The organism is Exiguobacterium sp. s121, from assembly GCF_018617245.1.
GTDB lineage: Bacteria > Bacillota > Bacilli > Exiguobacteriales > Exiguobacteriaceae > Exiguobacterium > Exiguobacterium profundum.
Genome location: NZ_JACSJV010000002.1, coordinates 13,079 through 37,405, shown reverse-complemented (window position 1 = coordinate 37,405; position 24,327 = coordinate 13,079). Strand labels below are relative to the sequence as shown.

Genomic DNA, 24,327 nt, shown 5'->3' with positions numbered 1-24,327 from the left:
ATTTCTATTTTTAAGCAAGAAAAAAACCTGTATCTCATATAAGAAACACAGGTTTTGAAATTATTTATGGTATGGTTCATTCCGATTGATTCGATATGCCCGATAAATCTGCTCACACAACACGAGCTTCATGAGTTGGTGAGGGAACGTCATCTTCGAGAACGAGATTGTATCGTCCGCTCGCTTCATCACATCGTCCGACAGACCGAGCGATCCCCCGATGACGAAGGCGATTTTACTCTTTCCATACGTCGCGAGTTGATCGAGTTCACGGGCGAACTCTTCACTCGTCCGCTGCTTTCCTTGAATCGCCAAGGCGATGACGTGCGTATCTGGAGATATCTTCGCCAAAATCCGCTCGCCTTCCTTTTGTTTTACTAGTAACATATCTGCCTCACTCAAATGCTCGGGTGCTTTTTCGTCTGAGACCTCGATTTCCTGCACTTTTGCGTAGGCAGACAGCCGCTTTGTATACTCGGCAATTCCTTGCTTTAAATATTTTTCTTTCAGTTTGCCGACCGTGATAATTGAAATATTCATCCAATTCTTCCTTTTTCCACAGTTTTTTTGGAGTTATCCATAGGGTTATCCACAGAGTTATCCACAAATCCACATGTTGATAATTAGTTTTTGCTTGACACAATATATGTTGCATCGGCTTCACAGAACTCACATGTCACGTGTTCACTTGTGGATAATTCCTCTAGCAACGGGTATTCACCTGTTTCATCCACAATGATGTCTAAAGCGATTTCAACATGTTCCTTGCATACTTTTTTTTCCACAGTTTTTCCTCCTTAAAAAAGAAGCGTCGCCGCTTCTTTATGTTGCTTCAGTTAATGTCGCCTCGGTTTTTCTTGCTTCCCCGCGACGTAAATACTCAATGGTAATCGTATCACCGACCGTCGCATCACGATAGAGCGCATCGCGTAAATCGACGTATCGTTTGATCTCCCGGTCTCCGATTTTCGTGATGACATCTCCAACACGCAGTCCCGCTTCTTCAGCCGGACTACCCGGTGTCACTTCTTCGACGAAGACACCGTCTTCCTGGTCGAAGGAGATTCCATACTCTTCTCGGATGTTTCCGGGTACAGCGATGACTTCCTGAATCGTGACACCGAGCTGTGCCCGCGTCACCTTGCCGTCGCGTTCTAACATGTCAATGACCGGTAGCGCCACGTTGACGGGAATGGAGAATCCAACCCCTTCTACGCTCGCCTCGGCGATTTTCATCGAATTGATTCCGACGAGCTCTCCACGAATGTTGATGAGCGCACCACCCGAATTCCCCGGGTTGATGGCCGCATCCGTCTGAATGACTTCCGCGTTATAATCCATCAAGCCGTCGCTGTTCGTATCGACCGGCACCGTCCGCTCGACACCACTGACGATACCACGCGTAACCGAGTTTGAGAAGACACCAAGCGGATTTCCGATGGCCATGACGGTCTCGCCAGCTTGGAGAACGGTGGAGTCACCGAGAACAATCGGCTCCACATCGATGTTTTTTGGTAACTCGACCTCAGCGACAGCCAAGTCGTTGAGCGGGTCTTCGCCTAAAATGGTTGCCGATGCGATTTGACCATCGGAAAAGGCGATGTTGACCTCGTCCGCTTCTTCGATGACATGGAAGTTCGTGACGATATAGGCCGTGTTTCCTTCTACTTTATAGATGACACCGGATCCGGCACCCGCCTCCCATTGCGAGTCCGAGGTGAACGCACGCTGGATATTGGTGATGCTGACGACGGACGTCTTCGCCCCAAGGACAGCGGTCGTGACGTCCGATTCGGTGACGGTGACGGCCTGTTCGGTCCGCGTCAGTTCATTCGTCACAAAACGAGAGGTCGGCGAATCCCAGAGCATCACGATGACAAAAAACAAAGCCGCTCCTAAGAATCCGCCAACCCCTCCGAGTAACAACGGTTTTATATTTGGTCTCGGCTTATGGCGTACGTGCTCCTCTTGCTTCGGTCGCCATTCGCTCCGAGACGGATACGTCGATTTCTCTTCTGTTGCTTCGTGTACTTCAGGTTCGACGTCTTGAGGTTCATACTCATGGTGTCTCTCTTCGTTCACGACGCGTCCCCCCTTCAAGACAGTGTGATAACTGTCTTTTCCCAAGTTTCCTTATAAAGAAACGAGTGAAGTGGGGATTGTCGGGTCCGTGTCGCACAATTTGATTCGACCTAAGTCGACGTCTCGCATGCCGAGTGTTTGTGAGACGCTCATCTGTGCGAGCTCTTTCATGTTGTTGTCTTTACTTAAATGGGCCAAATAGATCCGTTTCGTGCGGTCACCGATGACCTCACTCATCGCGATGGCTGCATCCTCGTTCGAGACGTGGCCATAGTCGCCGAGGATTCGTCGTTTGACACTCCATGGATAACGCCCCATCTGCAACATCGAGACGTCATGGTTCGACTCAAAGATGAAGTCGTCCGCTCCACGGATGATTCCTTTCATCCGGTCCGAGACATAACCCGTGTCGGTGATATGGGCTAATCGTTTCCCGTCATGGGCAAACTGATAAAACATTGGGTCTGCCGCATCATGGCTCACGTTGAACGTCTCGATTTCAATATCCCCGAACTGTTTCACATCTCCGACTTCGATTTGAAACTTCAAGGCAGGATCAATCTTTCCAATCAGTGATTCCATCGCCGCCCATGTCTTCGCATTCGCATAAATCGGTAAATTATACTTACGTGCTAATATCCCGACACCTTTAATATGGTCGGAGTGCTCATGGGTGACGAGCAGTGCGTCGATTCCGTCAAATGACCGACCGATGGCTTCGATGCGCTGTTGCATCGCTTTTCCGGTCAATCCGGCATCGACGAGCAGCTTCGTCCGTTCCGTCTCGATATAGAGGGCGTTTCCGGTCGACCCGCTCGCTAACACACTATACTGTAAAGTCACGCAATCACTCCTTTCATTCTTTCGTTTCAAACTCCACGTGCTCGACTGTTCCATCGATTGCATTGACGAAGTAGACCTGATCATCAATTCCGATCGACCAAAGCGGTGGCATGATGATCAAACTGCCAGAGCTGTCGAGCGGTAAACTGTAAAATCCGGTATTGATGGCCCGCATCTCCTGGTTCGGTTGGAAGTACTTCCGAGACGCGAGTTGTGAGATGGCTTCACTGGCCGTCAACACGAGGTCATCTTGCGTTTTTGAGGAGAGGTCTTTTAAATGACGCTGTTTATAATCCGTCACTTCGAACGACTCGTTCAACTGAATGAGGATGAGGGACGGACCGATGTACATTTCCGTGCCACCCTCGACTTCAGGTGCTGAAAAAATCTTGTTGTCCTCGAATGTTTGTACGAAAGCAACCTGTCTCGTTTTTTCATCGTAGCGCCAGTAGGCGTACTCGTTTCCAAACGGAACATATTCCGCCACAAACGTCGAAGCGGTCGTCCGCAAATCCTTCGCATCGAGCGGCACGGGTTGTTTCAACTCGACTTCGAGTTGCATGTTGTCGAGCGTCGTCGCGAGCTGCGCCTCCCGATTTTTCGTGATCATCGCAGCTGACATCTCTTCAGACGAACCCGTCAAATAGCCGATATCTCGACCCATCCGTGGCAATTTTGCCGGATCGACGTTCCGCTGGTCTAAAATCTGCGTGATCGAGGTGTTGTCATTCGTCACGACTTCGGTCGCCCATGTTTCCGTCAGCAATTGAAACAACAGATAGATGTTCAAGGCGAGGAAGGCGAAGATTAAAATCGATTTCGCTTTACTCCAATCCACGATACATCATCCTTTCTGTCCAATCGTCTCCTTGATTGTATGGGACCCAACGGCCCGCCTCACGCACGAACCAGTTCGGTGAAAACGTCACATAGCGGCTCGTGTCCTCGTTATATTCGATCTCATAACCGATTCGAATCTCGGTCACGTTCTCAAATCGTCCGGAGTTGATGAGCGTACCGAGCACCTCATCCGCATCAGCCAACTGTGTCGTGCCGACGGTGATCAGGCGATCGATTTCCAAGTGGTTACGTGTGATTGACCGGACCTGTGCCCCGTCGTTTTCCACACGTAATGTGGATAAATCGATGGCATCGTTGTTGATAAACGCTTCACGCTGACTGAAGACGGGATACCCTTTCACGTGAAAACGGAACACGGTCGTTTCAAATCCTTTATTGGCCGGTGTGATGGCATCGAATCGAAGGGACAGCCCTTGATTCTCAGACGCTTCATCGACCCATCCCCCGTGGAAGTTCACGAATTCCACAATGGAATCTAACCCGATTGCTGTATCACGCTCGGTGCTATTCCGGGACAGGTTTCGATAGCGACTGGCGTTCAGTTTCGCATCATATTCCGCCACACTGACACCATTCGTCAACGCCCCGACCGAGCTTGCCGGGTCGACTTCTTGAACGTTCGGGTCACCTGGGAAGAACGTATCTCGCATCCAGTCGAGACGAGTGTCGATTTGAATCGACGACACGTCATACGCGAACAACTCATTCATCTCAGGTCCGACGACCGGGATATAATTCACGCGTTCATCCGTATACGTCACGCGCTTCATCGTTCGACTCGAGTTTTTTAAGAAAAGACTGTTCACATCGCCGTTTCCGACTTTCGTCAACTTCCCTTCCCAAATGGACTGGTCGCTCATGATGGCACGAATGTTGAACGCACTGTCATCCATATAAATGAGGATTCGCTGTGGAATCTTCCCAGACAGACTATACGTTCCCGGAAGCATATAGCTGAGCGTGTCCGCATAGTAGGCCTCCGGTAAGATCAACTCCAGTCCCTCGTTGATATCCGTATAGAAACTCGGGACGTTTTTCACAGCGAGCGGCTTGAACTCACTCGCTTCAAATGAATCCCGAATGACACGCATCAGTTGCTTCGGTGTATTCTTTGAAGCGAACACAGCATTGTTGTCATGCACGACCGCTTGAACGGGAATGATGACCTGGTCCGCTCGACGCTGCAATGACTCGTCCACCGTCGTGAGTTGCGTTTCAGATTGGACGGCCTGATACGTGGGATGGTAGTCCCACAAGATGATGGTTTGAACAATCGACGTGACGATTAACGTGAGCAAAATGAACGACTTCCACAGTTCCGGCTTTGCAATCGTAAACCGTTTCATCAATCATTCACCTCCACAATCGTATCGAACGGGATCGTGAAGTAAATCGTTGTACCTCTTCCAAATTCACTCTCTGCCCAGATGTCGCCACCGTGAGCGGAAACGACTTCCTTGGCAATCGATAGACCGAGCCCGGTACCACCGATGTTACGCGCCCGTGCCTTATCGACACGATAGAAACGCTCGAAAATTTTCTTCAAGTTCGACTTCGGAATCCCGACCCCTTCATCCTTGATGCCGATGACGAGGCGTTTCGCCCGAAGCATCGTCCGGAACGTAATCGTCCCGCCTTCTGGTGAGAACTTGATGGCGTTCGTGATGATGTTGTCGATGACTTGGGTCATCTTATCTTGATCGGCATGCACGTAGACACGACGCTTCATCAGTTTGCGACGGAATTGAATCGCATCCCCTTTCGTCATCTCGTGACGGTCGATAATGTCGTTAAAGAACTGCACAAAGTCGAACTTCACCTTCTGCATCTTATATTCTTTACTGTCCATCTTCGAGAGCTGCAACAAGTCATTGACGAGGCGAATCATCCGCTCCGTCTCGTTTTGCGTCGTCTCTAAGAAACGTGGCGCCAATTCCTCATCCTGATAAGCACCTTCTGCAAGAACCTCCAAGTAACTACGCATCGTCGTGAGCGGCGTCCGCAATTCATGACTGACGTTCGCAACGAATTCACGGCGGTCCTGTTCGACCTGTTCTTGTTCCGTGACGTCATGCAAGACGACGATGAGACCTGTGATTGGTCCACTATGTTTTTGAATCGGTGAGAAATAGGCACGAACGAGGAACAATTCTTCATCCGTACTGAGGTCAATCAGTTTCGTCGGCATCGTGCCGTCTTCCGGAATGATGATTTCCTCTTCGAATGCGAGGAGATTTTGTAGATTCGTCCCCATCGCCTCTTCTTCATCGACCCCAATCATGTCGCGCGCCTGGTCGTTCATCAAGATGACCCGTAGCGAGCGGTCGGTCGCGACCACACCGTCGGACATGTTCTCAAGGACACTCGTCAAGCGGCGTCGTTCGGCTTCCGTCGTCGCGTTCGCCTCCATCAACTCGTCCGTCAATTCATTGAATGCGTAAGCGAGTTGACCGACCTCGTCATCCGAATACACTTTAACTTTTCGTGAGAAGTTCCCTTTCCGCATCTCGACGGCCTGCCTCCGCATATCGGCAATCGGTCGCGTGATGGTGCGCGATAAGAGAATTCCGAGGAACGAGGTGATGATGAGTGCGATCAACGTCCCTGTTGCGAGGATACGTGTCACTTGTTCCATCTGGTTGTAGATGGACTTCATCGATGCCTCGATATAGATCATCCCGGTCGTCGTACCGTCCACTTCCGACTTGATCGGAACGGCAACGACGCGCATTCGGTCATTTGAATCTTCATAGACGAGCGTCTCTTGCGCCCCGCCTGTCGCGAATGACTTTTGAATGAACGTGCTCGCGGTCCGTTGTCCGACGAGACTTTGATTATTTTGGTTCGAGGTTGCCCGGACGACACTGTTCGTGTCGATGATTTGGACTTCTCGAATGTCGTCAGCTAGCGTCGTGCTCTCTGTAAATTCAGACAGCAGCTGATCCAGTAACTGGTTCAACTGCTGGTCCGTGGTCAAGTCACTCTCGTTCGCGGCAGTCCCCTCACTGATGTTATAGCTCAGTAGGTTCGCCCGGTCGACAAGTGACTGCGAGAAGTTGTTGATGTATTGCCGTTCCAAAGAACGCACAAAGTACACGCCGATGACTTGCATCGCAACGAGAATGAGCAGCGCATAGATGACGACGAGCTTCCACTGGATTGATTTAAAGAAGTTCGTCCGTTTCATCGTTTAATCTTCTTCTCCTGCCTTCAAATAATACCCGACGCCACGACGCGTAATGATATACGTCGGAGTCGATGGATTGTCCTCAACTTTTTCACGAAGACGACGTACTGTGACATCCACGGTACGCACATCACCGAAGTAATCATAGCCCCATACCGTTTGGAGCAAGTGCTCCCGCGTCATCACTTGCCCGATGTTTTGGGCGAGGTAATGAATCAATTCGAACTCGCGATGTGTCAATTCGATCTTCTCATCCCGTTTCGTCACCATGTACGAATCCGGATGAATCGTCAAGTCGCCGATCACGATATCGTTCGCGTTGGCTCCTTTTGCTTCTGGCGCCGGTGCTGTCGCATGACGTCGCATGTTCGCTTTGACACGGGCTAACAATTCACGTGAGCTGAACGGCTTTGTGACGTAATCGTCTGCGCCGAGCTCTAGTCCGAGTACTTTGTCGATCTCGGAATCTTTTGCCGTCAACATGATGATCGGCATATCGTATTTCTTCCGCACCTCACGGCATACTTCCATGCCGTCCTTGAGCGGAAGCATGATGTCGAGCAAGATGAGATCCGGTTGAATCTCTTCTACTTTGACGAGTGCTTCTTCACCGTCATAGGCAACGTGCACCTGGTAACCTTCTTTTTCAAGTTTAAACTTCAATATATCTGCGATTGGTTGTTCGTCATCTACCACTAAAATCGTACGATCCATTCAGTGAGTCCTCCTCTTATCATTAAACGTACATGCCTACATTGTAACTCTTTTTAAACAGCTTAGAAAGCGTGGTCCATTTCCGTGGAAATAGAAAAAGAGAGCCCGGTGGCTCCCTTTCTTATGCTTCGTAAATATCACGCAAGATGACTGTCTGTTCACGAGCCGGTCCGACCGAGAACGTCAACAATTCGATTCCTGTCAATTCCTCGATGCGACGCACGTAACGCTGTGCGTTCTCCGGAAGGTCTTCAAAGCGACGAACCCCTGTGATATCCTCTGTCCAGCCAGGAAGCTCTTCGTATACCGGTACACACTTCTCAAGGACGCGGAAGTTCGGTGGATACTCGTCAAGATGCTTTCCTTCATACTCATACGATGTACAAATCTTAAGCGTCTCAAGACCTGTCAGCACATCGATTGAGTTGAGGCAAAGATCTGTGATCCCACTGACGCGGCGTGAGTGACGCACGACGACCGAGTCGAACCAGCCGACACGGCGTGGACGACCTGTTGTCGTTCCATATTCTTTCCCGACTTCACGGATTGTATGACCGATCTCATCGTCGAGCTCTGTCGGGAACGGACCGTCTCCAACGCGTGACGTATATGCTTTACAGACACCAACCACGTGATGAATCTTCGATGGCCCGATTCCGGCACCACTCGATACGCCGCCTGATGCAGCATTCGACGATGTGACAAACGGATACGTTCCATGGTCGATATCGAGAAGGACCCCTTGAGCCCCTTCAAAGAGAACTTTTTTCTCTTCGTCGAGCGCATCGTTCAACACGACCGATGTATCACACACGTATTTCGCGAACTGTTGACCATACGCGTAGTATTCTTCAAAGATGTCATCGAACTCGATTGGATCGACTTCATACATTTTCACGAACATGCGATTTTTTAGTTCAAGTACAGTCTTTAGCTTCTCCGCAAACACTTCTTTGTCGAGAAGGTCGGCGATGCGAATCCCGATACGTGCCGCCTTGTCCATATACGCTGGACCGATTCCTTTCAGTGTCGTACCGACTTTCGCGTCACCTTTCGCCTCTTCTTCGAGACGATCTTGAAGCTGGTGGTATGGCAAGATGATATGCGCCCGGTTCGAGATCCGGAGGTTATCCGTGCTCACACCCCGTTCATGTAAGTAAGCGAGTTCTGTCACGAGTGATTTCGGGTTGACGACCATCCCGTTCCCGATGACACACGTCTTATCCGAATAGAAAATCCCAGACGGAATGAGGTGAAGTTTATATTTCGTATCATTGAAGACGATCGTGTGACCAGCGTTGTCTCCCCCTTGATAACGCGCGACGACTTCGGCTTGTTTCGATAAGAAATCGGTGATCTTCCCTTTCCCTTCATCGCCCCACTGCGTTCCCACTACGACTACTGATGACATAATGAATCCTCCTTATTAATCAACGTTCTGTTCAAACCATCCGTAAGTGTACACTTGAAAAGCAAGAAAGTCAATTGAATACCGAACGTTTTATATAAGATGTAACTATTCGTTCGTCATTTTGATCTAATCCTATACAAAAAAAGACACCACCGACGTTACATCGGTGGTGCGAAGGCTTGCGTCTCCATATTGACGAACTTGTTGTACTCTTTCCTGAAGGAGAGCTTGACCGTACCGGTCGGACCGTTACGTTGTTTCGCAATGATGATTTCAATCGTATTGGCGTCTTCACTCTCTTTATCGTAATAGTCATCACGATAGAGGAAGGCGACGATATCGGCATCCTGCTCGATTGCTCCCGATTCACGGATATCGGACATCATCGGTCGCTTGTCTTGACGACTCTCTACGCCACGTGAGAGCTGAGACAAGGCGATGACCGGTACTTGTAGTTCCCGTGCGATTGCTTTGAGCGTACGTGAGATTTCCGATACTTCTTGTTGGCGGTTCTCGCCCGGTTTCCCGTTCCCGACGATGAGCTGCAAGTAGTCAATCATGATCATCCCGAGACCATGTTCCTGCTTCAATCGGCGACATTTGGCTCGGATTTCGTTGACCCGAAGACCCGGTGTATCGTCGATGTAGATGCCTGCTTGGGAGAGCGACGACATCGCAAGGGAGAGACGACCCCAATCTTCCGCTTCAAGACGACCGGTCCGGAGGCGCTGGGCATCGATGTTCCCTTCCGCACACAACATACGCATGACGAGTTGCTCGGCACCCATCTCCAAACTGAAGATGGCAACGTTCTCACCCGTACGGACCGCGACGTTTTGCGAGATGTTCAAGGCGAACGCGGTCTTCCCGACAGATGGACGGGCGGCCACGATAATCAAATCGTTTCGTTGGAAACCGGCCGTCATCTTATCCAAATCCGTGAACCCGGTCGCAATCCCGGTGATTTCACCGCTCGACTGATGTAGCTTTTCAATCGTCGAGTACGCATCGGATAAGACAGAACCAATCGGGTGGAAGCTCGATTGTCCTTTTCGCTGCGATACTTTTAGAATATTTCGCTCGGCATCAGATAAAACAGAATCCACCTCATCTTGACGCTCATAACCATCCGAGACAATGTTGGTCGCAGTTCGAATCAGGCGACGGAGTGCCGCCTTTTGGTCGACGACGTTCAAGTAATAGCCGATGTTCCCGATGGCGGGAACGGATTCCGCGACCTCCGCCAAATAGTTGAGGCCCCCGATTTCGTCCAAAATCCCTTGCGCCTGTAACTCGGAACTGAGCGTGACCAAGTCGACGAGCTCGCCTCGGTCATTGATCTTTAGCATCGCTTCAAAGATGCGTTGGTGGCTGACACGATAAAAGTCGTCCGGGTCGACCCGCTCTGAGGCCGTAATCAACCGATCCGAATCGAGGATGATTGCCCCTAAGACGGCTTGCTCCGCTTCCACGCTATGCGGTGGTGTATTGACTTGAATCGCATCACTCATCCGTCTCTACCTCACCTTCAAGCTTCTTGTACATGTACATTCAACGTCGCGACGACGTCATGGTGCAACTTCACTGGCACTTTCGTGAAACCGAGCGCCTTGATCGGATGCTCGAGTTCAATTTTACGCTTATCAATTTTGTAGCCCATTGATTTAAGGGCATCCGCGATTTGCTTGCTCGTGACCGAACCGAACACGCGACCGCCTTCACCGGCTTTCGTCGTGACGGCAATCGTCTCTTTTTCAAGCTTTTCTTTGAGTTGTTTCGCTTCGTTCAACTCTTCTTCTGCTGCTTCTTCGGCACGACGTTCTTTAGCCGCGAATGCTTTCAGGTTTCCTGGTGTCGCTTCCACTGCCAAGTTTTTCTTGAACAAGACGTTCTTAGCGTAAGCGTCTGCCACGTTTTTCACTTCTCCAGCTTTCCCTTGTCCTTTTACATCTACTTTCAAAATGACTTTCATTCTAATTCCTCTCCTTCAGTTTCATCTGTTACGTAATGATCGATTGCCTCTTTCAACATGACTTTCGCTTGTTCGCGACTCACTTCAAGTTGCGTCGCCGCATTCGTCAAATGGCCACCGCCATCGAGCATTTCCATGATGACCTGGACGTTGACGTCACCGAGCGACCGCGCGCTGATTCCCGTACGCCCGTCCGGTAAGACGGCGATGACGAACGAGGCTTTGACGCCTTCCATATTCAGCAACTGGTCTGCAGACTGAGCAATCAACACTTGATGGTGTGCCTCGTCGTCAGAAGCGACCGCAATCGCCATCCCACCTGCATAAATTTCGGTGTTTCTCAAAATCTGAGACTGCTCGATATAAGCATCGAGATCTTGTCTCATGAAGTGCTGTACGAGAACCGTGTCAGCACCTTGAATCCGTAAGAAGGATGCCGCATCAAACGTACGGGATCCCGTACGGAGCGTAAATCCTTTCGTATCGACCATGATTCCCGCGAGAAGTGACGTTGCCTCTAAAATAGAGAGCTTTCGACTTCCCGCCTGATACTCAATCAATTCCGTGACGAGCTCACTCGTTGATGATGCGTAAGGCTCCATATACACGAGAACCGGATCTTCGATAAACTCTTCCCCGCGACGATGGTGGTCGATGACGACGACCCGCTCCGACCGATCCAAAATGTCTTTTGAAATGACGAGGGACGGACGGTGTGTATCGACGACGACGAGTAATGTCTGTTCATCGATGAGTGGCTGCGCCTCATACTCGGTCAAGAATTGGCTGTATAACGAGTCATCGTTCTCTACTTCATGGACGAGCCGCTGAATGCCGACACTCGTCTCACCGGATGGAATGACGACATACGCCTCGCGCCCGACAAACTCGGCCAATTTCATGACACCGATGGAAGCCCCGAGCGAGTCCATATCTGGATTCTTATGTCCCATCACAAGGACACGGCTCGATTCCCGAATGAGGTCACGCATCGAGTTCGAGATGACACGTGCCCGGACACGCGTTCGCTTCTCGGTCGGATTTGTCTTCCCGCCGAAGAAACGAACTTTCCCATTATGACGCTTAACGACTGCCTGGTCACCACCACGGCCAAGTCCTAAATCTAGACTCGACTGAGAGAGATTACCGAGCTCCGTCAATGTCGTTTCACCGCACCCAATCCCGATTGATAACGTCAACGGGATTCTTTGTTCCTTCGTCGCATCACGCACTTCATCCAAGATTGAAAAGCGGTTGTTTTCAAGTTCAGATAGCGTCCGTTCATTCATGACGAGGAAAAAGCGGTCCGCAGCTGTACGACGCATGTAGATATGATGCCGCTGCGCCCATTGATTGAGGAGTACCGTCACCCGACGATTGACTTCACTACGGACCTGTTCATCCACCGCAGTCGACATCTCGTCATAGTTATCTAAATACAAAATACCGATAACCGTCTGCGTTTGAACATACTTTTGTTCCATCTCCGCTTCTTCGGTCATATCAAATAAATAGAGGGTTTGATGGATTTGATTGTAATAAACACGATAGACACGGTCACCCACTTCAATCGTGGCTTCATCCTCTTCTTCTTCAATCAATTCATCGAAGGCGGAATGGAGCGCATCAAGCGGTATTCCAATCGCCATATCGAGTTCGAAAATCAATCGTGATTGTTCGTTATACCAACTGATCCGTCGGTCCTGGTCAAAGACTAAAATCCCAATCGGCATCGTCGTCAATGCTTCTTTTCCGACCTCTTCGATTTGATGAGAGAGAGAGAGGACATACTGTTCCCAATTTTTACGCTCCCGTCGCATCGTCACTTGCTGATAGATGAAAAAAATCAGCGTGCCCATAAACAGGGTGATTGCCGCCACAATGTTGTAGAACGCCAATCCTAACGAGACAAGGAATCCAATCACGTATGGAATCATGTGCCGCGCGTATTGGTTCTTCACGGATGTTAATGCTTCACCACTGTGCATGTATGCCTCCTAAAATGAGTAATGTTCACCCATGGAATCGTAAAGGTTTCTGCTCTATCATACCATATTCGTCGGTTTCACTTACACACTTACAGACGAGATGAAATACAAAAAAACGACTTATCCAAGAGGATAAGCCGTTCGTCAAACAATTACTCTGCAACGTATGGAAGCAAAGCCATTTGACGTGAGCGCTTGATAGCGACAGTAAGTGGACGTTGGTATTTCGCTGAAGTACCAGTCACACGACGTGGAAGAATTTTACCACGCTCCGAAACGAAGCGTTTGAGCAATTCTACGTCTTTATAATCGATATGAGTGATGTTGTTCGACGTAAAGAAACATACTTTACGACGACGACGACCTCCTGGACGACGTGCCATGTGAAGACCTCCTTTATAGGTTAGTTTTTATTGTCCATGATGATTAGAATGGCAAATCATCATCTGACAAGTCGATTTTGCCGCCACCCGAGAACGGATCTGCGTCAAAACCTTTATTCGAATTCGAGGACTGAGATGAAGTCGAAGCGGCTCCTGCGCCCCATCCTGATCCACTTGATTCACCACCACCGAAGACATCTCCAGATGGTGCTTGCTCACGTTGCCCTGAGGCTCCGCGTGGTTCAAGGAAGCGTACGCTGTCTGCGACTACTTCTGCCCGGTAACGACGTTGGCCATCTTGTCCTTCGTAACTACTGATTTGAAGGCGACCGTCAACGCCGGCCATGCTGCCCTTTTTCAAGTATTGTGCTACGTTCTCTGCTTGTTTGCGCCAAACGACACAATCAATAAAGTCCGTCTCGCGCTTCCCATCTTGTCCAGCGAATGGACGATCGCAAGCGAGAGTAAGGCGTGTTACGGCGATTCCGCTCTGCGTATAACGCATTTCGGGATCGCGAGTCAATCGACCAACTAACACAACTCGGTTAATCATCTCCAAGCTCCCCTTTCACGATACGAAACGTTAAGGATTAACGCTCGTCTTTTGTTGTCATTTGACGGACAACGTCGTCAGAGATCTTCATGAGACGCTCTGTTTCTAAGATCGCTTTAGGTTCAGCAACGATGTTAAGAAGAACGTAGTGTCCTTCGCGCATCTTGTTGATTTCATAAGCGAAACGACGTTTACCCATGTCTGTTGTTTTTTCAACAGTACCACCGTTTTCAGTGATGACGTTGTTGAAGCGCTCGATTAAAGCTTTCTTCGCTTCCTCATCAACTGATGGACGGATAATGTAAAGAAGTTCGTATTTACGCATTATCTTTCACCTCCTCTTGGACTAACGGCCCCTACCGGTTGTAGGAGCAAGGAGCAAACAATTGTTTTACTCACGTCATAATATACTATCAAACTTCCTTAACTTTTACAATACGTTTCCGTAAATCAACTTATACGTTGAAGCGGAACGTGACAACGTCGCCATCTTGGAAGACGTATTCTTTTCCTTCTGAACGAAGTTTTCCTTGTTCTTTCACCGTCGTCATGTTTCCTGCTGCTGAAAGGTCGTCATACGACACGACTTCGGCACGGATGAATCCACGTTCGAAGTCAGAGTGGATGACACCAGCACATTGTGGGGCTTTCATCCCTTGTTTGAACGTCCAAGCACGAACTTCCTTCTCACCTGCCGTGAAGTATGTCGCAAGACCAAGTGTCGAGTAAGCCGCACGGATCAATTGATCAAGTCCTGACTCTTCGATTCCGAGATCTTGTAAGAACTCGAGGCGTTCTTCCGGTTCGAGTTCTGAAATTTCTTCTTCGATTCGTGCACAGATGACGATGACTTTCGACCCTTCTGTTGCCGCGTGATCACGGACTGCTTGTACAAACTCGTTCGAATCGGCATCTGCCACTTCATCCTCACTCACGTTCGCCACGTAAAGCATCGGCTTCATCGTAAGCAATTGGAAGTGTTTGACGATCGCGAGTTGATCTTCTGATAATTCAGCGACACGTGCCGGGCGCTCTGATTCAAGAACATCTCGCACGATTTCGAGTGCTTCGAGTTCTTGTACCGCACCTTTATCTTTTGCCTTCACCATTTTTTGAACACGTGCGATGCGTTTATCGACTTGCTCAAGATCAGCTAAGATCAATTCAAGATTGATAGTCGTAATGTCATCGATTGGTGAGACACGACCTGCGACGTGCGTGATGTTCTCGTCTTCAAAGCAACGGACGACTTGGCAAATCGCATCGACTTCGCGAATGTTCGCCAAGAATTTGTTTCCGAGACCTTCACCTTTTGACGCACCTTTCACGATTCCAGCGATATCTGTAAACTCAAATGCTGTTGGTACCGTTTTTTTCGGTTTGACGAGTTCTGTCAATCGATCAAGGCGCGCATCCGGTACTTCTACGACGCCGACGTTCGGGTCGATCGTCGCGAACGGATAGTTGGCCGCCTCGACTCCTGCTTGTGTAATCGCATTAAACAATGTCGATTTCCCGACGTTTGGCAATCCGACAATTCCTGCTGTTAATCCCACTAGTATTTCCTCCTCATCCGGTGTTTCCCGGGAAATGTTAAGCCGTCTGTGGAGTGGGTACATTCAGTACACCACACCGTCACATCCTTCACAATTATAGATAGTCCACGATTAAACCGCAACTCACGTTCATAACCTAAAGAAAAACGCCGCTTATTCGGCGGCGTTCCCTTGTTCAAGCACTTTCTTGAATCGCTTATCGAAATCACGGCGTTGCATGAGCACACTGGCTCCGCAGCCTTGACACTTGATTCGAATGTCCATCCCGACACGCGTGATTTGCCAACGGTTCGTCTTACAGGCATGTGGTTTTTTCATTTCCACAATATCGTTCAATGCATAGGTTTTACTTTGCATTTTCTGCTTCTCCTCCTTTAGGAGCCGAGTTCGGTGGCATCATGACCGTACGTGGGTATGGAATTTCAATCCCCCGCTCGTCAAGTCCAGCCTTTAACTCTTTATGCAAAATTCGACCAGCTGCGAAGTGCTGGGTCGGCGGGACTTCCGCCATTAATCGGTACACCACTTCCGACGGTCCGAGCGACTGCACTCCAGCTAAGTCGATTGGTTTGATGAACAAGTCGTGATAGCGTGCTTCGACCGTTTTCGCAATTTCCTTGAGCGCTTGCTCTACTTTTGACATATCTTCTTCGTACGCAACCCCAATATCGACAACAGCGACGCTGTTTTCAAGCGAGTAGTTCGTCACTTGTAAGATTTGTCCGTTCGGAATAATCGTCACTTGTCCGTTTAATCCTTTTAACTTCGTCGTCCGGATTCCGACCTCGATGACCGTCCCGTCGACTTGTTGGTTCAAATTGACGTAATCCCCGTTCTTATATTGGTTTTCAAAGATGATGAACGCCCCTGTGATGACGTCTTTCACCAAACTTTGTGCCCCGAATGAGATTGCAAGACCCGCGACCCCGGCTGATGCAATCAAACCGGCGATATTCACACCGAATTGTCCGAGCACCGTCAAGACCATAATCAACCCGATCACATAGCGGATTGTGTTTTGGGCTAATTTTAATAACGTTTCATTCTGTCGCTGGGCGACGATATCATGTTCTTTTATTTTGCGGAGCGTAAACACGCGCTCGACCATCGTTGTCAAAATGCGTGTTGCGATATATAAACCAAGGATGATGAGCGCCACACCGGCGAGCTTGATCCCTAAACCAATCCACATGTCTGTATCTTTAAAGTACTCGACGAATCGGTTCACGCTGTCGATTGTCTCATCGGCAACCGTATTTAAATCTTTTTCTGTATTTTGCGAAGCCATCTTTTCACCTCAAAGTCGTAGATTCTAAATCATCAAAACATATTTCACGACTTTTCTCAAACACTGCATTCGGAAGTTAGAAGTTTTCCACTTTTGGGAATGGGTTAATACGAGATCAATCCCCCAACTGCAACTAGGAATAGGCAGCTTAGAAGAGAGGATGAGATTCATGCCGTTTCGCTTAAAACCTCATAAACCATACTCTTTCTTCATTGAACACACTGAGCGGAGTGGATCCAGATTGCTTGCGGACCAGCTTCATGAACAGTTGGTCAATGAAATCCATCGCCCCATCGTCCTTGTTTGCATCGGTTCGGACCGTTCGACCGGTGATTCACTCGGTCCGCTCGTCGGAACGTTTTTAGAAGAACGTCATATCCGAAATTTACATGTATATGGCACATTAACGAAGCCTGTACACGCACTCAATTTGGTGGAAACGTTACATGAGATTCAAACGCGCTTCCATCAACCGCTCATTATCGCTATCGACGCCTGTCTCGGACGTTTATCAAGTGTCGGTTATGTCTTCTTTTCGGAAGGTCCGCTCGCTCCAGGGGCCGGTGTCCAAAAAGAACTTCCGGCAGTCGGCGCTTACAATATTAAAGCCGTCGTGAACGTAAGTGGATTCATGGAGATGATGATTCTACAGAATACCCGTCTCCATCTTGTATATGAACTCGCACGTTTCATCACAGACGGATTCGCCGATTTTGATACACGGATCGGGCGCCTGCATCACGAAGAGGCGGCCATCACGCGTCTTCGTCAGTCACGAGATGAATCAAAGTCTTGAGGCGATAATAACGTCAACAATTGTTCCAAGTCGTCTTGTGAAAAATACTTCAACTCGAGGACGCCGCCTTTTCGGCGCGGACGAATCGACACATCCATCTGAAGACGCTCCGCAAGCACCGCTTCGACCGCTTCGATATCGGCGTTCGATCGCTTCAGCGTCTTTTTTTCTGTGCGCTCTTTTTGTAAGTAACGCTCGAGGCGACGGACCGTCCAATGCTCGGCAATGACCCGTTTCGCAATCTGTTCCATCGCTTGTTCCGATTTCATACCCGTGATGGCACGTGCATGTCCCATCGTCAAATCTCCGACCATGACCGCATGCTGGACGGCACTCGGCAATCGAAGGAGGCGAAGACTGTTCGTCACATGACTGCGGCTCTTCCCGACGCGATCGGCCAACTGTTGTTGCGTCAGACCTAGCGTCTGCATCAACTGTTCATAGGCGACAGCCTCTTCGATGGCATTCAAGTCTGCCCGCTGAATGTTTTCAATCAGCGCCAACTCCATGACGCGATCGGAGTCCGCCGTGACGACGAGGGCAGGAATGTCTTCTTTCCCAGCGAGCTTCGCCGCCTGAAACCGTCGTTCCCCGGCAATGATTTCATAGTATCCTGTCGCTTTTCGAACGACGATTGGTTGTAGGACGCCATATCGCTCAATGGATTGACGCAACTCTTCTAATTTTTCCACCTCAAATTGTTTCCGGGGCTGATTCGGGTTTGGGCGAATGAATTTTAATGCTAATCGTTCCATCTACAAACCTCCTTCATTGTATAAAAAAGCACGGACTCATTTTTGAGGCCGCGCTTTCGGGATGCGAATTCGAATTTCAACAAATTCCTCTTCGTCTACTTCTTCAGTTTGGACGTCAATCCCTGTTTTCCCAATCAAATCGATTGAGTCACGAATCGTGTTGATGGCGATTCGCGTGTCACGCGCAAAACTTTTCGTCCGACGACGTTGTTTTTTCGGCTTTCGCTTCTCTTCTTCGATCGGTGTTGTTAAAAAGGCGACGCGTTCTTCTGTCTCCTTGACGTTAAAATCCTGTTCTAACACTTCTGCGAGCACTTGAAGTTGCAATCCTTCTTCCTTCAACGGCAACAACGCACGCGCATGTCGCTCGTTGATCCGACGATCGCGAAGCGACTGCTTCACATCCTCCGGCAATTTTAACAAACGCAACTTATTGGCGATCGTGGATTGACTCTTGCCTAGACTCTTCGCGAGCGCATCTTGCGTCAAACCGTTCAAGGCGAGTAAACGATCATATGCTTCCGCCTCTTCAATCGGGCTTAACTGCTCACGCTGCAAGTTTTCAATCAAGGCGAGTGCAGCCGTCGTATCATCGTCCATATCGCGAACGATTGCCGGAATCGCTGACCAACCAAGCGATTTCACCGCACGGAAACGACGCTCCCCGGCAATGATTTCATAGCAGTCCCCATCTGCCTTTCGAACCACGATTGGTTGAAGGAGTCCATGTTCCGAAATCGTCGTTGCCAACTCTTCAATTTTTGCCGGTTCGAACACTTTACGCGGTTGATAACGGTTTGGACGCAACCGTGATAACGAGAGTTCTTGTACCGTGTCATCCGCTCGAACTTCCGCAATCTGCGTCACGGCAACTTCGTCTTTTCGATTCACACCGAACAATTTCGCAAATCTATTCTTCAACGTCGGGCACCCCTTTATGTAAAAAAATAAGCAGACTCCACCACTGGAATCTGCTTTTGTTTCACGTGAAACGACATCATCAGATAAGTGGCTCTTTCGCCGGTGTCCCCGCTTTACGCGGATATTTCCCGGGCGTTTTTCGTAGTTTATCTACAACTACGATATTACGCTCACTCATCTCTCCTGGCAATAGGAACTGGTGTGTCGCTTTTTCTTTCCCACCTAGAACGGCTAAAGCGTTTTTGGCGTCTGCCATCTCGTCAGAAACCTTGGCCGCTTTAAGCGCAACGAAGCTTCCGCCTACTTTCGCGAGTGGCAAACAGTATTCTGCCAACACGGTCATGCGGGCAACCGCACGTGCTGTGACGACGTCAAACTGTTCGCGGAACTTTTTATTTTTTCCGAACTCTTCGGCACGACCATGATGGAACGCGACACCTTCGAGTCCGAGGGCAAGGGCCAACTCGTTCAAAAAGGTGATGCGTTTGTTTAACGAATCGATGATCGTGACGTGTAAGTGTGGGAATAAAATTTTGAGCGGAAGACTTGGGAATCCGGCTCCTGCCCCGACATCACATACGGTTTCGACTTTCGTGAAATCGAAATGAAACGCTGCGCTGAGCGAATCATAGAAATGCTTCAAATATACTTCTTCTCGGTCCGTGATGGCCGTTAAGTTCATTTTCTCGTTCCATTCGACGAGCATTTCGAAGTAACGCTTGAACTGACTGAGTTGTGTCTCACTCAGCTCAAACCCTTCAGCTCGTAACGCTTCAATAAATTGAGATTCGTTCATCGTTTCACTCCACCGTTGCGTATTGTCCTTGTTCGATATAGACGAGCAAGATTGACACGTCTGCTGGGTTTACGCCTGAGATACGAGACGCTTGACCGATCGAAAGAGGACGAACTTGTTTTAGTTTTTGTTTCGCTTCTGTCGCGAGACCACCGATCGCATCGTAATCCAAGTTTTCCGGGATTCGTTTTTCTTCCATGCGACGCATCTTCTCGACTTGTTCAAGCTGTTTGGAAATATAACCTTCATACTTCACTTGAATCTCGACTTGCTCTTTCACTTCATACGACAATTCTTCCGTTGACGGAACGACCGTCATGAGTGCTTCATAAGATACTTCCGGACGTTTCAACAAGATGTTGGCATGCGTCGCTTCTTTAAGCGGGTGCGCACCGACCGATTCGAGCATCGCATTGACTTCAGGTGTCGGTTTGACGACAAGTGACGCAAGTCGCTTCACTTCTTTTTCAATCGCTACACGCTTCTCGTTGAGGTGAGTGTGACGATCTTCTGAAAGTAAGCCGATCTCATACCCGATGTCGCTGAGTCGCAAGTCCGCATTGTCATGACGCAACAAAAGACGGTATTCGGCACGTGATGTGAGAAGGCGATACGGTTCGTTCGTACCTTTCGTCACGAGGTCATCGATTAAGACGCCGATGTACGCTTGCGAACGGTCCAAGATGACCGGATCTTTTCCGAGCACTTTGCATGCGGCGTTGATTCCCGCCATGATGCCCTGTCCAGCCGCTTCTTCGTACCCGCTCGTCCCGTTGATTTGTCCCGCTGTGAAAAGACCTGGGACAGCTTTTGTTTCGAGAGTTGGCCAAAGCTGTGTCGGTACGACCGCATCGTATTCAATCGCATAACCGGGACGCATCATCTCTGAATTTTCAAGACCCGGGATCGTGCGAAGCATCTGATGTTGCACGTCTTCTGGCATACTCGTCGAAAAGCCTTGGACATAGATTTCTTCCGTATCGCGACCTTCTGGCTCTAAGAAGATTTGGTGACGCGGTTTATCATTAAAGCGAACGACCTTATCTTCGATTGATGGGCAATAACGGGGCCCTGTTCCTTTAATCGCACCCGAATACATCGGTGAGCGATGCAAGTTCTCATCAATCAATTGGTGTGTACGTTCGCTCGTGTACGTGAGCCAGCACGGGATTTGTTCGATCGGATCCAAGTCCGTCGAGGTGTACGAGAAGAATGATGGATTCTCGTCCCCTGGCTGAATCTCCGTCTTCGAATAATCAATCGTCTTGCCGTCGATTCGTGGCGGTGTTCCCGTTTTGAATCGAACTAAGTCGAGACCGAGCTCTTCAAGATGCTTCGATAGCTCGACCGATGGCATTTGGTTGTTCGGACCACTCTCGTAAGCCAATTCCCCGATGATGATTTGACCACGCATGAACGTTCCCGTTGTGACGATGACCGCTTTCGCGCGATATTCTGAACCTGTGTTCGTTACCACGCCACGTACTTCTCCGTCCTCAATCAACAAGCGCTCGACTAGCGCCTGACGAAGCAGCAGATTCGGCTCATCTTCTAGCACTTTCTTCATATGATTTTGGTATTGGAATTTGTCCGCCTGTGCACGTAGCGCACGTACCGCCGGCCCTTTCGATGTGTTGAGCATCTTCATTTGGATGTATGTCGCGTCAATCGCACGCCCCATCTCGCCACCGAGCGCATCGATTTCACGTACGACGATCCCTTTCGCCGGCCCACCGATTGATGGGTTGCAATACATGAATCCGACCATATCAGGGTTCATGGTGAGCATCGCTGTTTTCGCGCCCATTCGAGCCGATGCGAGTGCTGATTCAATCCCTGCGTGTCCGGCCCCGATGACGATGACATCAAATTCGCCTGCCGTATAAGCCATATTCGTTCCTCCTTATTATTTCCCAAGACAAAACTGTGAAAAGAGCTGATCAATCAAGCTCTCCTGTACGGTATCTCCATTGATTTCACCGAGCGTATCCCACGCACGACGTAAATCGATTTGAACCATGTCGATCGGCATATTCATGACGGCACTACCGAGCGCCTCATCAATTTGACCAATCGTTCGTTTGATTAACTGAATGTGTCGAGCGTTTGAGATATACGTCATATCCTGTGACTCGACACCTTTTGCGAAGAATAGATTTGCGATGGCCGCTTCAAGGGCATCGATTCCTTCATCTAGCAAGAGCGATGTCGCCACAATTGGACGTCCTGCCGCTAGTTTCTCTAGCTTAGAAGAATCCATGTTTTGTGGCAAGTCTGTCTTGTTGATGATGATGATGGCATTCATTCCTTTAACTGCCTCAAATAACGCCTCATCCTCGACAGTCAATCCCTCATGTCCGTTCAAGACGAGAAGGACCAAATCTGCCGCTTCTAACGCTTTTCTCGACTTTTCCACACCGATTCGTTCCACGATATCTTCCGTTTCGCGAATCCCTGCCGTATCGATCAATTTGAGCGGAACACCTTTCACGTTGACGTATTCCTCAATTGTGTCACGTGTCGTACCGGCAATTTCGGTGACAATCGCTTTTGTCTCTTGAACGAGCGTGTTCATCAAAGAAGATTTTCCGACGTTCGGTCGACCGATGATTGCCGTGGCCAAGCCTTCACGTAAGATTTTCCCTTGTCGCGCTGTCTCGAGTAACTGTTCGAGGACACGTTTGACCTCGCCCGCTTTCTCTTCGACAATGGCCTGGGTCATCTCTTCTGCGTCATATTCTGGATAGTCGATGTTGACCTCGACCGCCGCAATCGTCTCGAGCAATTGTTGACGTAACTCGCGAACGAGGCGTGACAAACGTCCTTCCATTTGCGCCATCGCAACGTTCATTGCTCGGTCCGTCTTCGCGCGAATCAAATCCATGACCGCTTCCGCCTGAGATAAATCGATCCGACCATTTAAAAAGGCGCGCTTCGTGAACTCGCCCGGTTCTGCTAGGCGGATGTCGGGTTGATCGAGAATGAGCTCAAGGACACGATTGACCGCTACGACGCCTCCGTGACAATTGATTTCGACGACATCTTCTCGCGTAAACGTCTTCGGCGCGCGCATAATACTGACCATGACTTCATCGACGATTTCGCCCGTATTAGGATATTTTAACGTTCCATAATGAATCGTATGTGAATCGACTGTTGTTAAGTCTTTCCCAGAAAACACATTGTTCACCGTTTCGACCGCCAAATCGCCCGATAGTCGGACGATCCCGATGGCACCTTCACCCATCGGCGTCGAAATCGCTGTAATCGTGTCAAACTCTAGCATCTTTCTCCCTCCAAACCTAAACATCTTCTTCTATCATATGCATAACGAACCTACTATACACGATATTCGACTTGAACGAAAGAGTTGGACCATTGATAAAGTCATTGCCATTCGCCTCATCGTTTTCGTACAATAAAGGAATATATTTACATAGGAGAGAGATGATCTAAAGATGAAACAGCAAGACGCAATCCGAATCATCACCGAACGATTACAGCACGATGAAGCGGTTCAAGCGATTTTTATGAAGGGTTCATTCGGTCGGGGAGAAGCCGATGAACATTCAGATATCGACCTCTATGTCATGGTACACCCCGATGAAAAGGTCTCTTTTCTATCTAGACGCCTCGAGCATGTAACCGCCTATCGTCCGATTCTGTTAAAAGACGAGATTCACATCGTCGCTCCACAACTCATCGCCGTCTTTGATGATTTTCTTCACCTCGACCTGTTCACGGTCACGCAAGAGACGTTGAATCATCAAGACTCGATTCATGTGCTCTACGACCCACAACAGCGACTTGCTAGACACGCCACTTCCTTGCAATTAGACGAAGCGGCAATCAGTGACCATGCGTTCGATACCGTGTGGTTCTTTTTCCAATATACAAAATCACGCAATCGAGGCAACGCGATGTGGGCAACGGAGATGCTCCGGCAAGGAATGGTCCATTTCGCATATGTGTTAGCCGCTCACCACACACCGGACCGGGCTTCCCTTGGTTTAAAAGATGTGACGCAGCGACAAGAAATCGACCTCCGCTCATTTTATGACCATTTGACCCCCGCCTCACACGAAAAAGCCGCCCACATCTATCTGGAGCGACTTCAGGTAGAGCAAACTTTTTTCACATCACTACCTGGCTACAACGTGTTCGGACCGTTCATGGAACAGTTGATTCAACGAGAAACAAGCCGTCCTGGCATATAGGGCG

At 49.2% G+C, this 24,327-nt stretch carries 25 protein-coding genes; 2 read left to right on the top strand and 23 right to left on the bottom strand.

Annotated features, from left to right (window positions below; genetic code table 11):
• Window positions 1-60: 60 nt before the first annotated feature.
• From rlmH to KOG47_RS10495, 18 genes are all read right to left on the bottom strand, one after another.
• A complete protein-coding gene (gene rlmH, locus KOG47_RS10580; protein WP_074034007.1) occupies window positions 61-540 on the bottom strand; it encodes a 23S rRNA (pseudouridine(1915)-N(3))-methyltransferase RlmH in 480 nt (159 codons plus the stop codon).
• Between the two features lie 83 nt (window positions 541-623).
• A complete protein-coding gene (locus KOG47_RS10575) occupies window positions 624-785 on the bottom strand; it encodes a CxxH/CxxC protein (protein WP_015880243.1) in 162 nt (53 codons plus the stop codon).
• 37 nt (window positions 786-822) lie between these two features.
• Complete coding sequence (locus KOG47_RS10570) at window positions 823-2,082, bottom strand: S1C family serine protease (protein WP_214691419.1); 1,260 nt, start codon at window positions 2,080-2,082, stop codon at window positions 823-825.
• 51 nt (window positions 2,083-2,133) lie between these two features.
• On the bottom strand, window positions 2,134-2,925 hold the full coding sequence (locus KOG47_RS10565; protein WP_015880241.1) for an MBL fold metallo-hydrolase: 792 nt from the start codon (window positions 2,923-2,925) through the stop codon (window positions 2,134-2,136).
• A gap of 13 nt (window positions 2,926-2,938) precedes the next feature.
• The gene (locus KOG47_RS10560) at window positions 2,939-3,763 is read right to left on the bottom strand and encodes a two-component system regulatory protein YycI (protein ID WP_159563198.1); all 825 of its coding nucleotides are present in this window, start codon (window positions 3,761-3,763) and stop codon (window positions 2,939-2,941) included.
• Entirely contained in the window at window positions 3,750-5,132 is a 1,383-nt protein-coding gene (gene yycH, locus KOG47_RS10555) for a two-component system activity regulator YycH (RefSeq protein ID WP_159563197.1), read from the bottom strand. Before yycH ends, KOG47_RS10560 begins: the two co-directional genes overlap by 14 nt.
• Window positions 5,132-6,973, bottom strand: a complete 1,842-nt coding sequence (walK, locus tag KOG47_RS10550; protein ID WP_074035234.1) for a cell wall metabolism sensor histidine kinase WalK — start codon at window positions 6,971-6,973, stop codon at window positions 5,132-5,134. Before walK ends, yycH begins: the two co-directional genes overlap by 1 nt.
• Before the next feature lie 3 nt (window positions 6,974-6,976).
• Window positions 6,977-7,687, bottom strand: coding sequence for a response regulator YycF (gene yycF / locus KOG47_RS10545; protein ID WP_015880237.1), 711 nt, complete (start codon window positions 7,685-7,687; stop codon window positions 6,977-6,979).
• Between the two features lie 121 nt (window positions 7,688-7,808).
• A complete protein-coding gene (locus KOG47_RS10540; protein ID WP_078145962.1) occupies window positions 7,809-9,098 on the bottom strand; it encodes an adenylosuccinate synthase in 1,290 nt (429 codons plus the stop codon).
• Window positions 9,099-9,256: 158 nt separating this feature from the next.
• Window positions 9,257-10,609 carry a replicative DNA helicase gene (gene dnaB / locus KOG47_RS10535; RefSeq protein ID WP_015880235.1) on the bottom strand — a complete coding sequence of 451 codons (1,353 nt, stop codon included), beginning with the start codon at window positions 10,607-10,609 and terminating at the stop codon, window positions 9,257-9,259.
• Window positions 10,610-10,626: 17 nt separating this feature from the next.
• Window positions 10,627-11,070: a 50S ribosomal protein L9 gene (gene rplI, locus KOG47_RS10530; RefSeq protein ID WP_159563195.1), complete on the bottom strand. Its 444-nt coding sequence runs from the start codon at window positions 11,068-11,070 to the stop codon at window positions 10,627-10,629.
• Complete coding sequence (locus tag KOG47_RS10525; protein ID WP_214691421.1) at window positions 11,067-13,058, bottom strand: DHH family phosphoesterase; 1,992 nt, start codon at window positions 13,056-13,058, stop codon at window positions 11,067-11,069. Before KOG47_RS10525 ends, rplI begins: the two co-directional genes overlap by 4 nt.
• 152 nt (window positions 13,059-13,210) lie before the next feature.
• The gene (gene rpsR, locus KOG47_RS10520) at window positions 13,211-13,441 is read right to left on the bottom strand and encodes a 30S ribosomal protein S18 (RefSeq protein ID WP_015880232.1); all 231 of its coding nucleotides are present in this window, start codon (window positions 13,439-13,441) and stop codon (window positions 13,211-13,213) included.
• Window positions 13,442-13,484: 43 nt separating this feature from the next.
• Window positions 13,485-13,994: a single-stranded DNA-binding protein gene (gene ssb / locus KOG47_RS10515; RefSeq protein WP_015880231.1), complete on the bottom strand. Its 510-nt coding sequence runs from the start codon at window positions 13,992-13,994 to the stop codon at window positions 13,485-13,487.
• A gap of 37 nt (window positions 13,995-14,031) precedes the next feature.
• Window positions 14,032-14,319, bottom strand: a complete 288-nt coding sequence (gene rpsF, locus KOG47_RS10510; protein WP_015880230.1) for a 30S ribosomal protein S6 — start codon at window positions 14,317-14,319, stop codon at window positions 14,032-14,034.
• Window positions 14,320-14,449: 130 nt separating this feature from the next.
• Window positions 14,450-15,550 (bottom strand): redox-regulated ATPase YchF, encoded by a 1,101-nt coding sequence (gene ychF / locus KOG47_RS10505; protein ID WP_031424089.1) that lies wholly within the window; start codon window positions 15,548-15,550, stop codon window positions 14,450-14,452.
• A gap of 153 nt (window positions 15,551-15,703) precedes the next feature.
• Complete coding sequence (locus tag KOG47_RS10500; RefSeq protein ID WP_047795718.1) at window positions 15,704-15,907, bottom strand: DUF951 domain-containing protein; 204 nt, start codon at window positions 15,905-15,907, stop codon at window positions 15,704-15,706.
• The gene (locus tag KOG47_RS10495; RefSeq protein WP_074035244.1) at window positions 15,897-16,838 is read right to left on the bottom strand and encodes a mechanosensitive ion channel family protein; all 942 of its coding nucleotides are present in this window, start codon (window positions 16,836-16,838) and stop codon (window positions 15,897-15,899) included. The genes KOG47_RS10500 and KOG47_RS10495 overlap by 11 nt, the downstream gene beginning before the upstream one ends.
• 169 nt (window positions 16,839-17,007) lie before the next feature.
• Here KOG47_RS10495 and yyaC point away from each other — a divergent pair, with 169 nt between their 5' ends.
• Window positions 17,008-17,634 carry a spore protease YyaC gene (gene yyaC, locus KOG47_RS10490; protein ID WP_078145959.1) on the top strand — a complete coding sequence of 209 codons (627 nt, stop codon included), beginning with the start codon at window positions 17,008-17,010 and terminating at the stop codon, window positions 17,632-17,634.
• Here yyaC and KOG47_RS10485 read toward each other — a convergent pair.
• The 5 genes from KOG47_RS10485 to mnmE form a co-directional block, all read right to left on the bottom strand.
• Window positions 17,607-18,389 (bottom strand): ParB/RepB/Spo0J family partition protein, encoded by a 783-nt coding sequence (locus KOG47_RS10485; RefSeq protein WP_031424085.1) that lies wholly within the window; start codon window positions 18,387-18,389, stop codon window positions 17,607-17,609. The two genes, yyaC and KOG47_RS10485, sit on opposite strands and share 28 nt — an antisense overlap.
• Before the next feature lie 36 nt (window positions 18,390-18,425).
• Window positions 18,426-19,310, bottom strand: a complete 885-nt coding sequence (noc, locus tag KOG47_RS10480; RefSeq protein ID WP_015880224.1) for a nucleoid occlusion protein — start codon at window positions 19,308-19,310, stop codon at window positions 18,426-18,428.
• 79 nt (window positions 19,311-19,389) lie between these two features.
• Window positions 19,390-20,106: a 16S rRNA (guanine(527)-N(7))-methyltransferase RsmG gene (rsmG, locus tag KOG47_RS10475; RefSeq protein WP_015880223.1), complete on the bottom strand. Its 717-nt coding sequence runs from the start codon at window positions 20,104-20,106 to the stop codon at window positions 19,390-19,392.
• A 4-nt stretch (window positions 20,107-20,110) separates the two neighbouring features.
• The gene (gene mnmG / locus KOG47_RS10470; protein ID WP_074035252.1) at window positions 20,111-21,997 is read right to left on the bottom strand and encodes a tRNA uridine-5-carboxymethylaminomethyl(34) synthesis enzyme MnmG; all 1,887 of its coding nucleotides are present in this window, start codon (window positions 21,995-21,997) and stop codon (window positions 20,111-20,113) included.
• 15 nt (window positions 21,998-22,012) lie between these two features.
• Window positions 22,013-23,392, bottom strand: coding sequence for a tRNA uridine-5-carboxymethylaminomethyl(34) synthesis GTPase MnmE (mnmE, locus tag KOG47_RS10465; protein ID WP_031424082.1), 1,380 nt, complete (start codon window positions 23,390-23,392; stop codon window positions 22,013-22,015).
• Between the two features lie 172 nt (window positions 23,393-23,564).
• Between mnmE and KOG47_RS10460 the strand changes: the two genes are divergently transcribed.
• On the top strand, window positions 23,565-24,323 hold the full coding sequence (locus tag KOG47_RS10460; RefSeq protein ID WP_214691423.1) for a nucleotidyltransferase domain-containing protein: 759 nt from the start codon (window positions 23,565-23,567) through the stop codon (window positions 24,321-24,323).
• Window positions 24,324-24,327 lie beyond the last annotated feature (4 nt).

What these genes read in the sequence shown, in the direction of transcription:
- KOG47_RS10460 (WP_214691423.1), top strand. Translation starts at nt 23,565, where the DNA reads ATGAAACAGCAAGACGCAATCCGAATCATCACCGAACGATTACAGCAC.
- KOG47_RS10540 (WP_078145962.1), bottom strand. Translation starts at nt 9,098, where the DNA reads ATGTCATCAGTAGTCGTAGTGGGAACGCAGTGGGGCGATGAAGGGAAA.
- mnmE (WP_031424082.1), bottom strand. Translation starts at nt 23,392, where the DNA reads ATGCTAGAGTTTGACACGATTACAGCGATTTCGACGCCGATGGGTGAA.
- rpsF (WP_015880230.1), bottom strand. Translation starts at nt 14,319, where the DNA reads ATGCGTAAATACGAACTTCTTTACATTATCCGTCCATCAGTTGATGAG.
- KOG47_RS10485 (WP_031424085.1), bottom strand. Translation starts at nt 18,389, where the DNA reads ATGGAACGATTAGCATTAAAATTCATTCGCCCAAACCCGAATCAGCCC.
- rpsR (WP_015880232.1), bottom strand. Translation starts at nt 13,441, where the DNA reads ATGGCACGTCGTCCAGGAGGTCGTCGTCGTCGTAAAGTATGTTTCTTT.
- yyaC (WP_078145959.1), top strand. Translation starts at nt 17,008, where the DNA reads ATGCCGTTTCGCTTAAAACCTCATAAACCATACTCTTTCTTCATTGAA.
- KOG47_RS10495 (WP_074035244.1), bottom strand. Translation starts at nt 16,838, where the DNA reads ATGGCTTCGCAAAATACAGAAAAAGATTTAAATACGGTTGCCGATGAG.
- ssb (WP_015880231.1), bottom strand. Translation starts at nt 13,994, where the DNA reads ATGATTAACCGAGTTGTGTTAGTTGGTCGATTGACTCGCGATCCCGAA.
- yycH (WP_159563197.1), bottom strand. Translation starts at nt 5,132, where the DNA reads ATGAAACGGTTTACGATTGCAAAGCCGGAACTGTGGAAGTCGTTCATT.
- rlmH (WP_074034007.1), bottom strand. Translation starts at nt 540, where the DNA reads ATGAATATTTCAATTATCACGGTCGGCAAACTGAAAGAAAAATATTTA.
- yycF (WP_015880237.1), bottom strand. Translation starts at nt 7,687, where the DNA reads ATGGATCGTACGATTTTAGTGGTAGATGACGAACAACCAATCGCAGAT.
- KOG47_RS10500 (WP_047795718.1), bottom strand. Translation starts at nt 15,907, where the DNA reads ATGCAAAGTAAAACCTATGCATTGAACGATATTGTGGAAATGAAAAAA.
- rplI (WP_159563195.1), bottom strand. Translation starts at nt 11,070, where the DNA reads ATGAAAGTCATTTTGAAAGTAGATGTAAAAGGACAAGGGAAAGCTGGA.
- walK (WP_074035234.1), bottom strand. Translation starts at nt 6,973, where the DNA reads ATGAAACGGACGAACTTCTTTAAATCAATCCAGTGGAAGCTCGTCGTC.
- rsmG (WP_015880223.1), bottom strand. Translation starts at nt 20,106, where the DNA reads ATGAACGAATCTCAATTTATTGAAGCGTTACGAGCTGAAGGGTTTGAG.
- KOG47_RS10525 (WP_214691421.1), bottom strand. Translation starts at nt 13,058, where the DNA reads ATGCACAGTGGTGAAGCATTAACATCCGTGAAGAACCAATACGCGCGG.
- dnaB (WP_015880235.1), bottom strand. Translation starts at nt 10,609, where the DNA reads ATGAGTGATGCGATTCAAGTCAATACACCACCGCATAGCGTGGAAGCG.
- mnmG (WP_074035252.1), bottom strand. Translation starts at nt 21,997, where the DNA reads ATGGCTTATACGGCAGGCGAATTTGATGTCATCGTCATCGGGGCCGGA.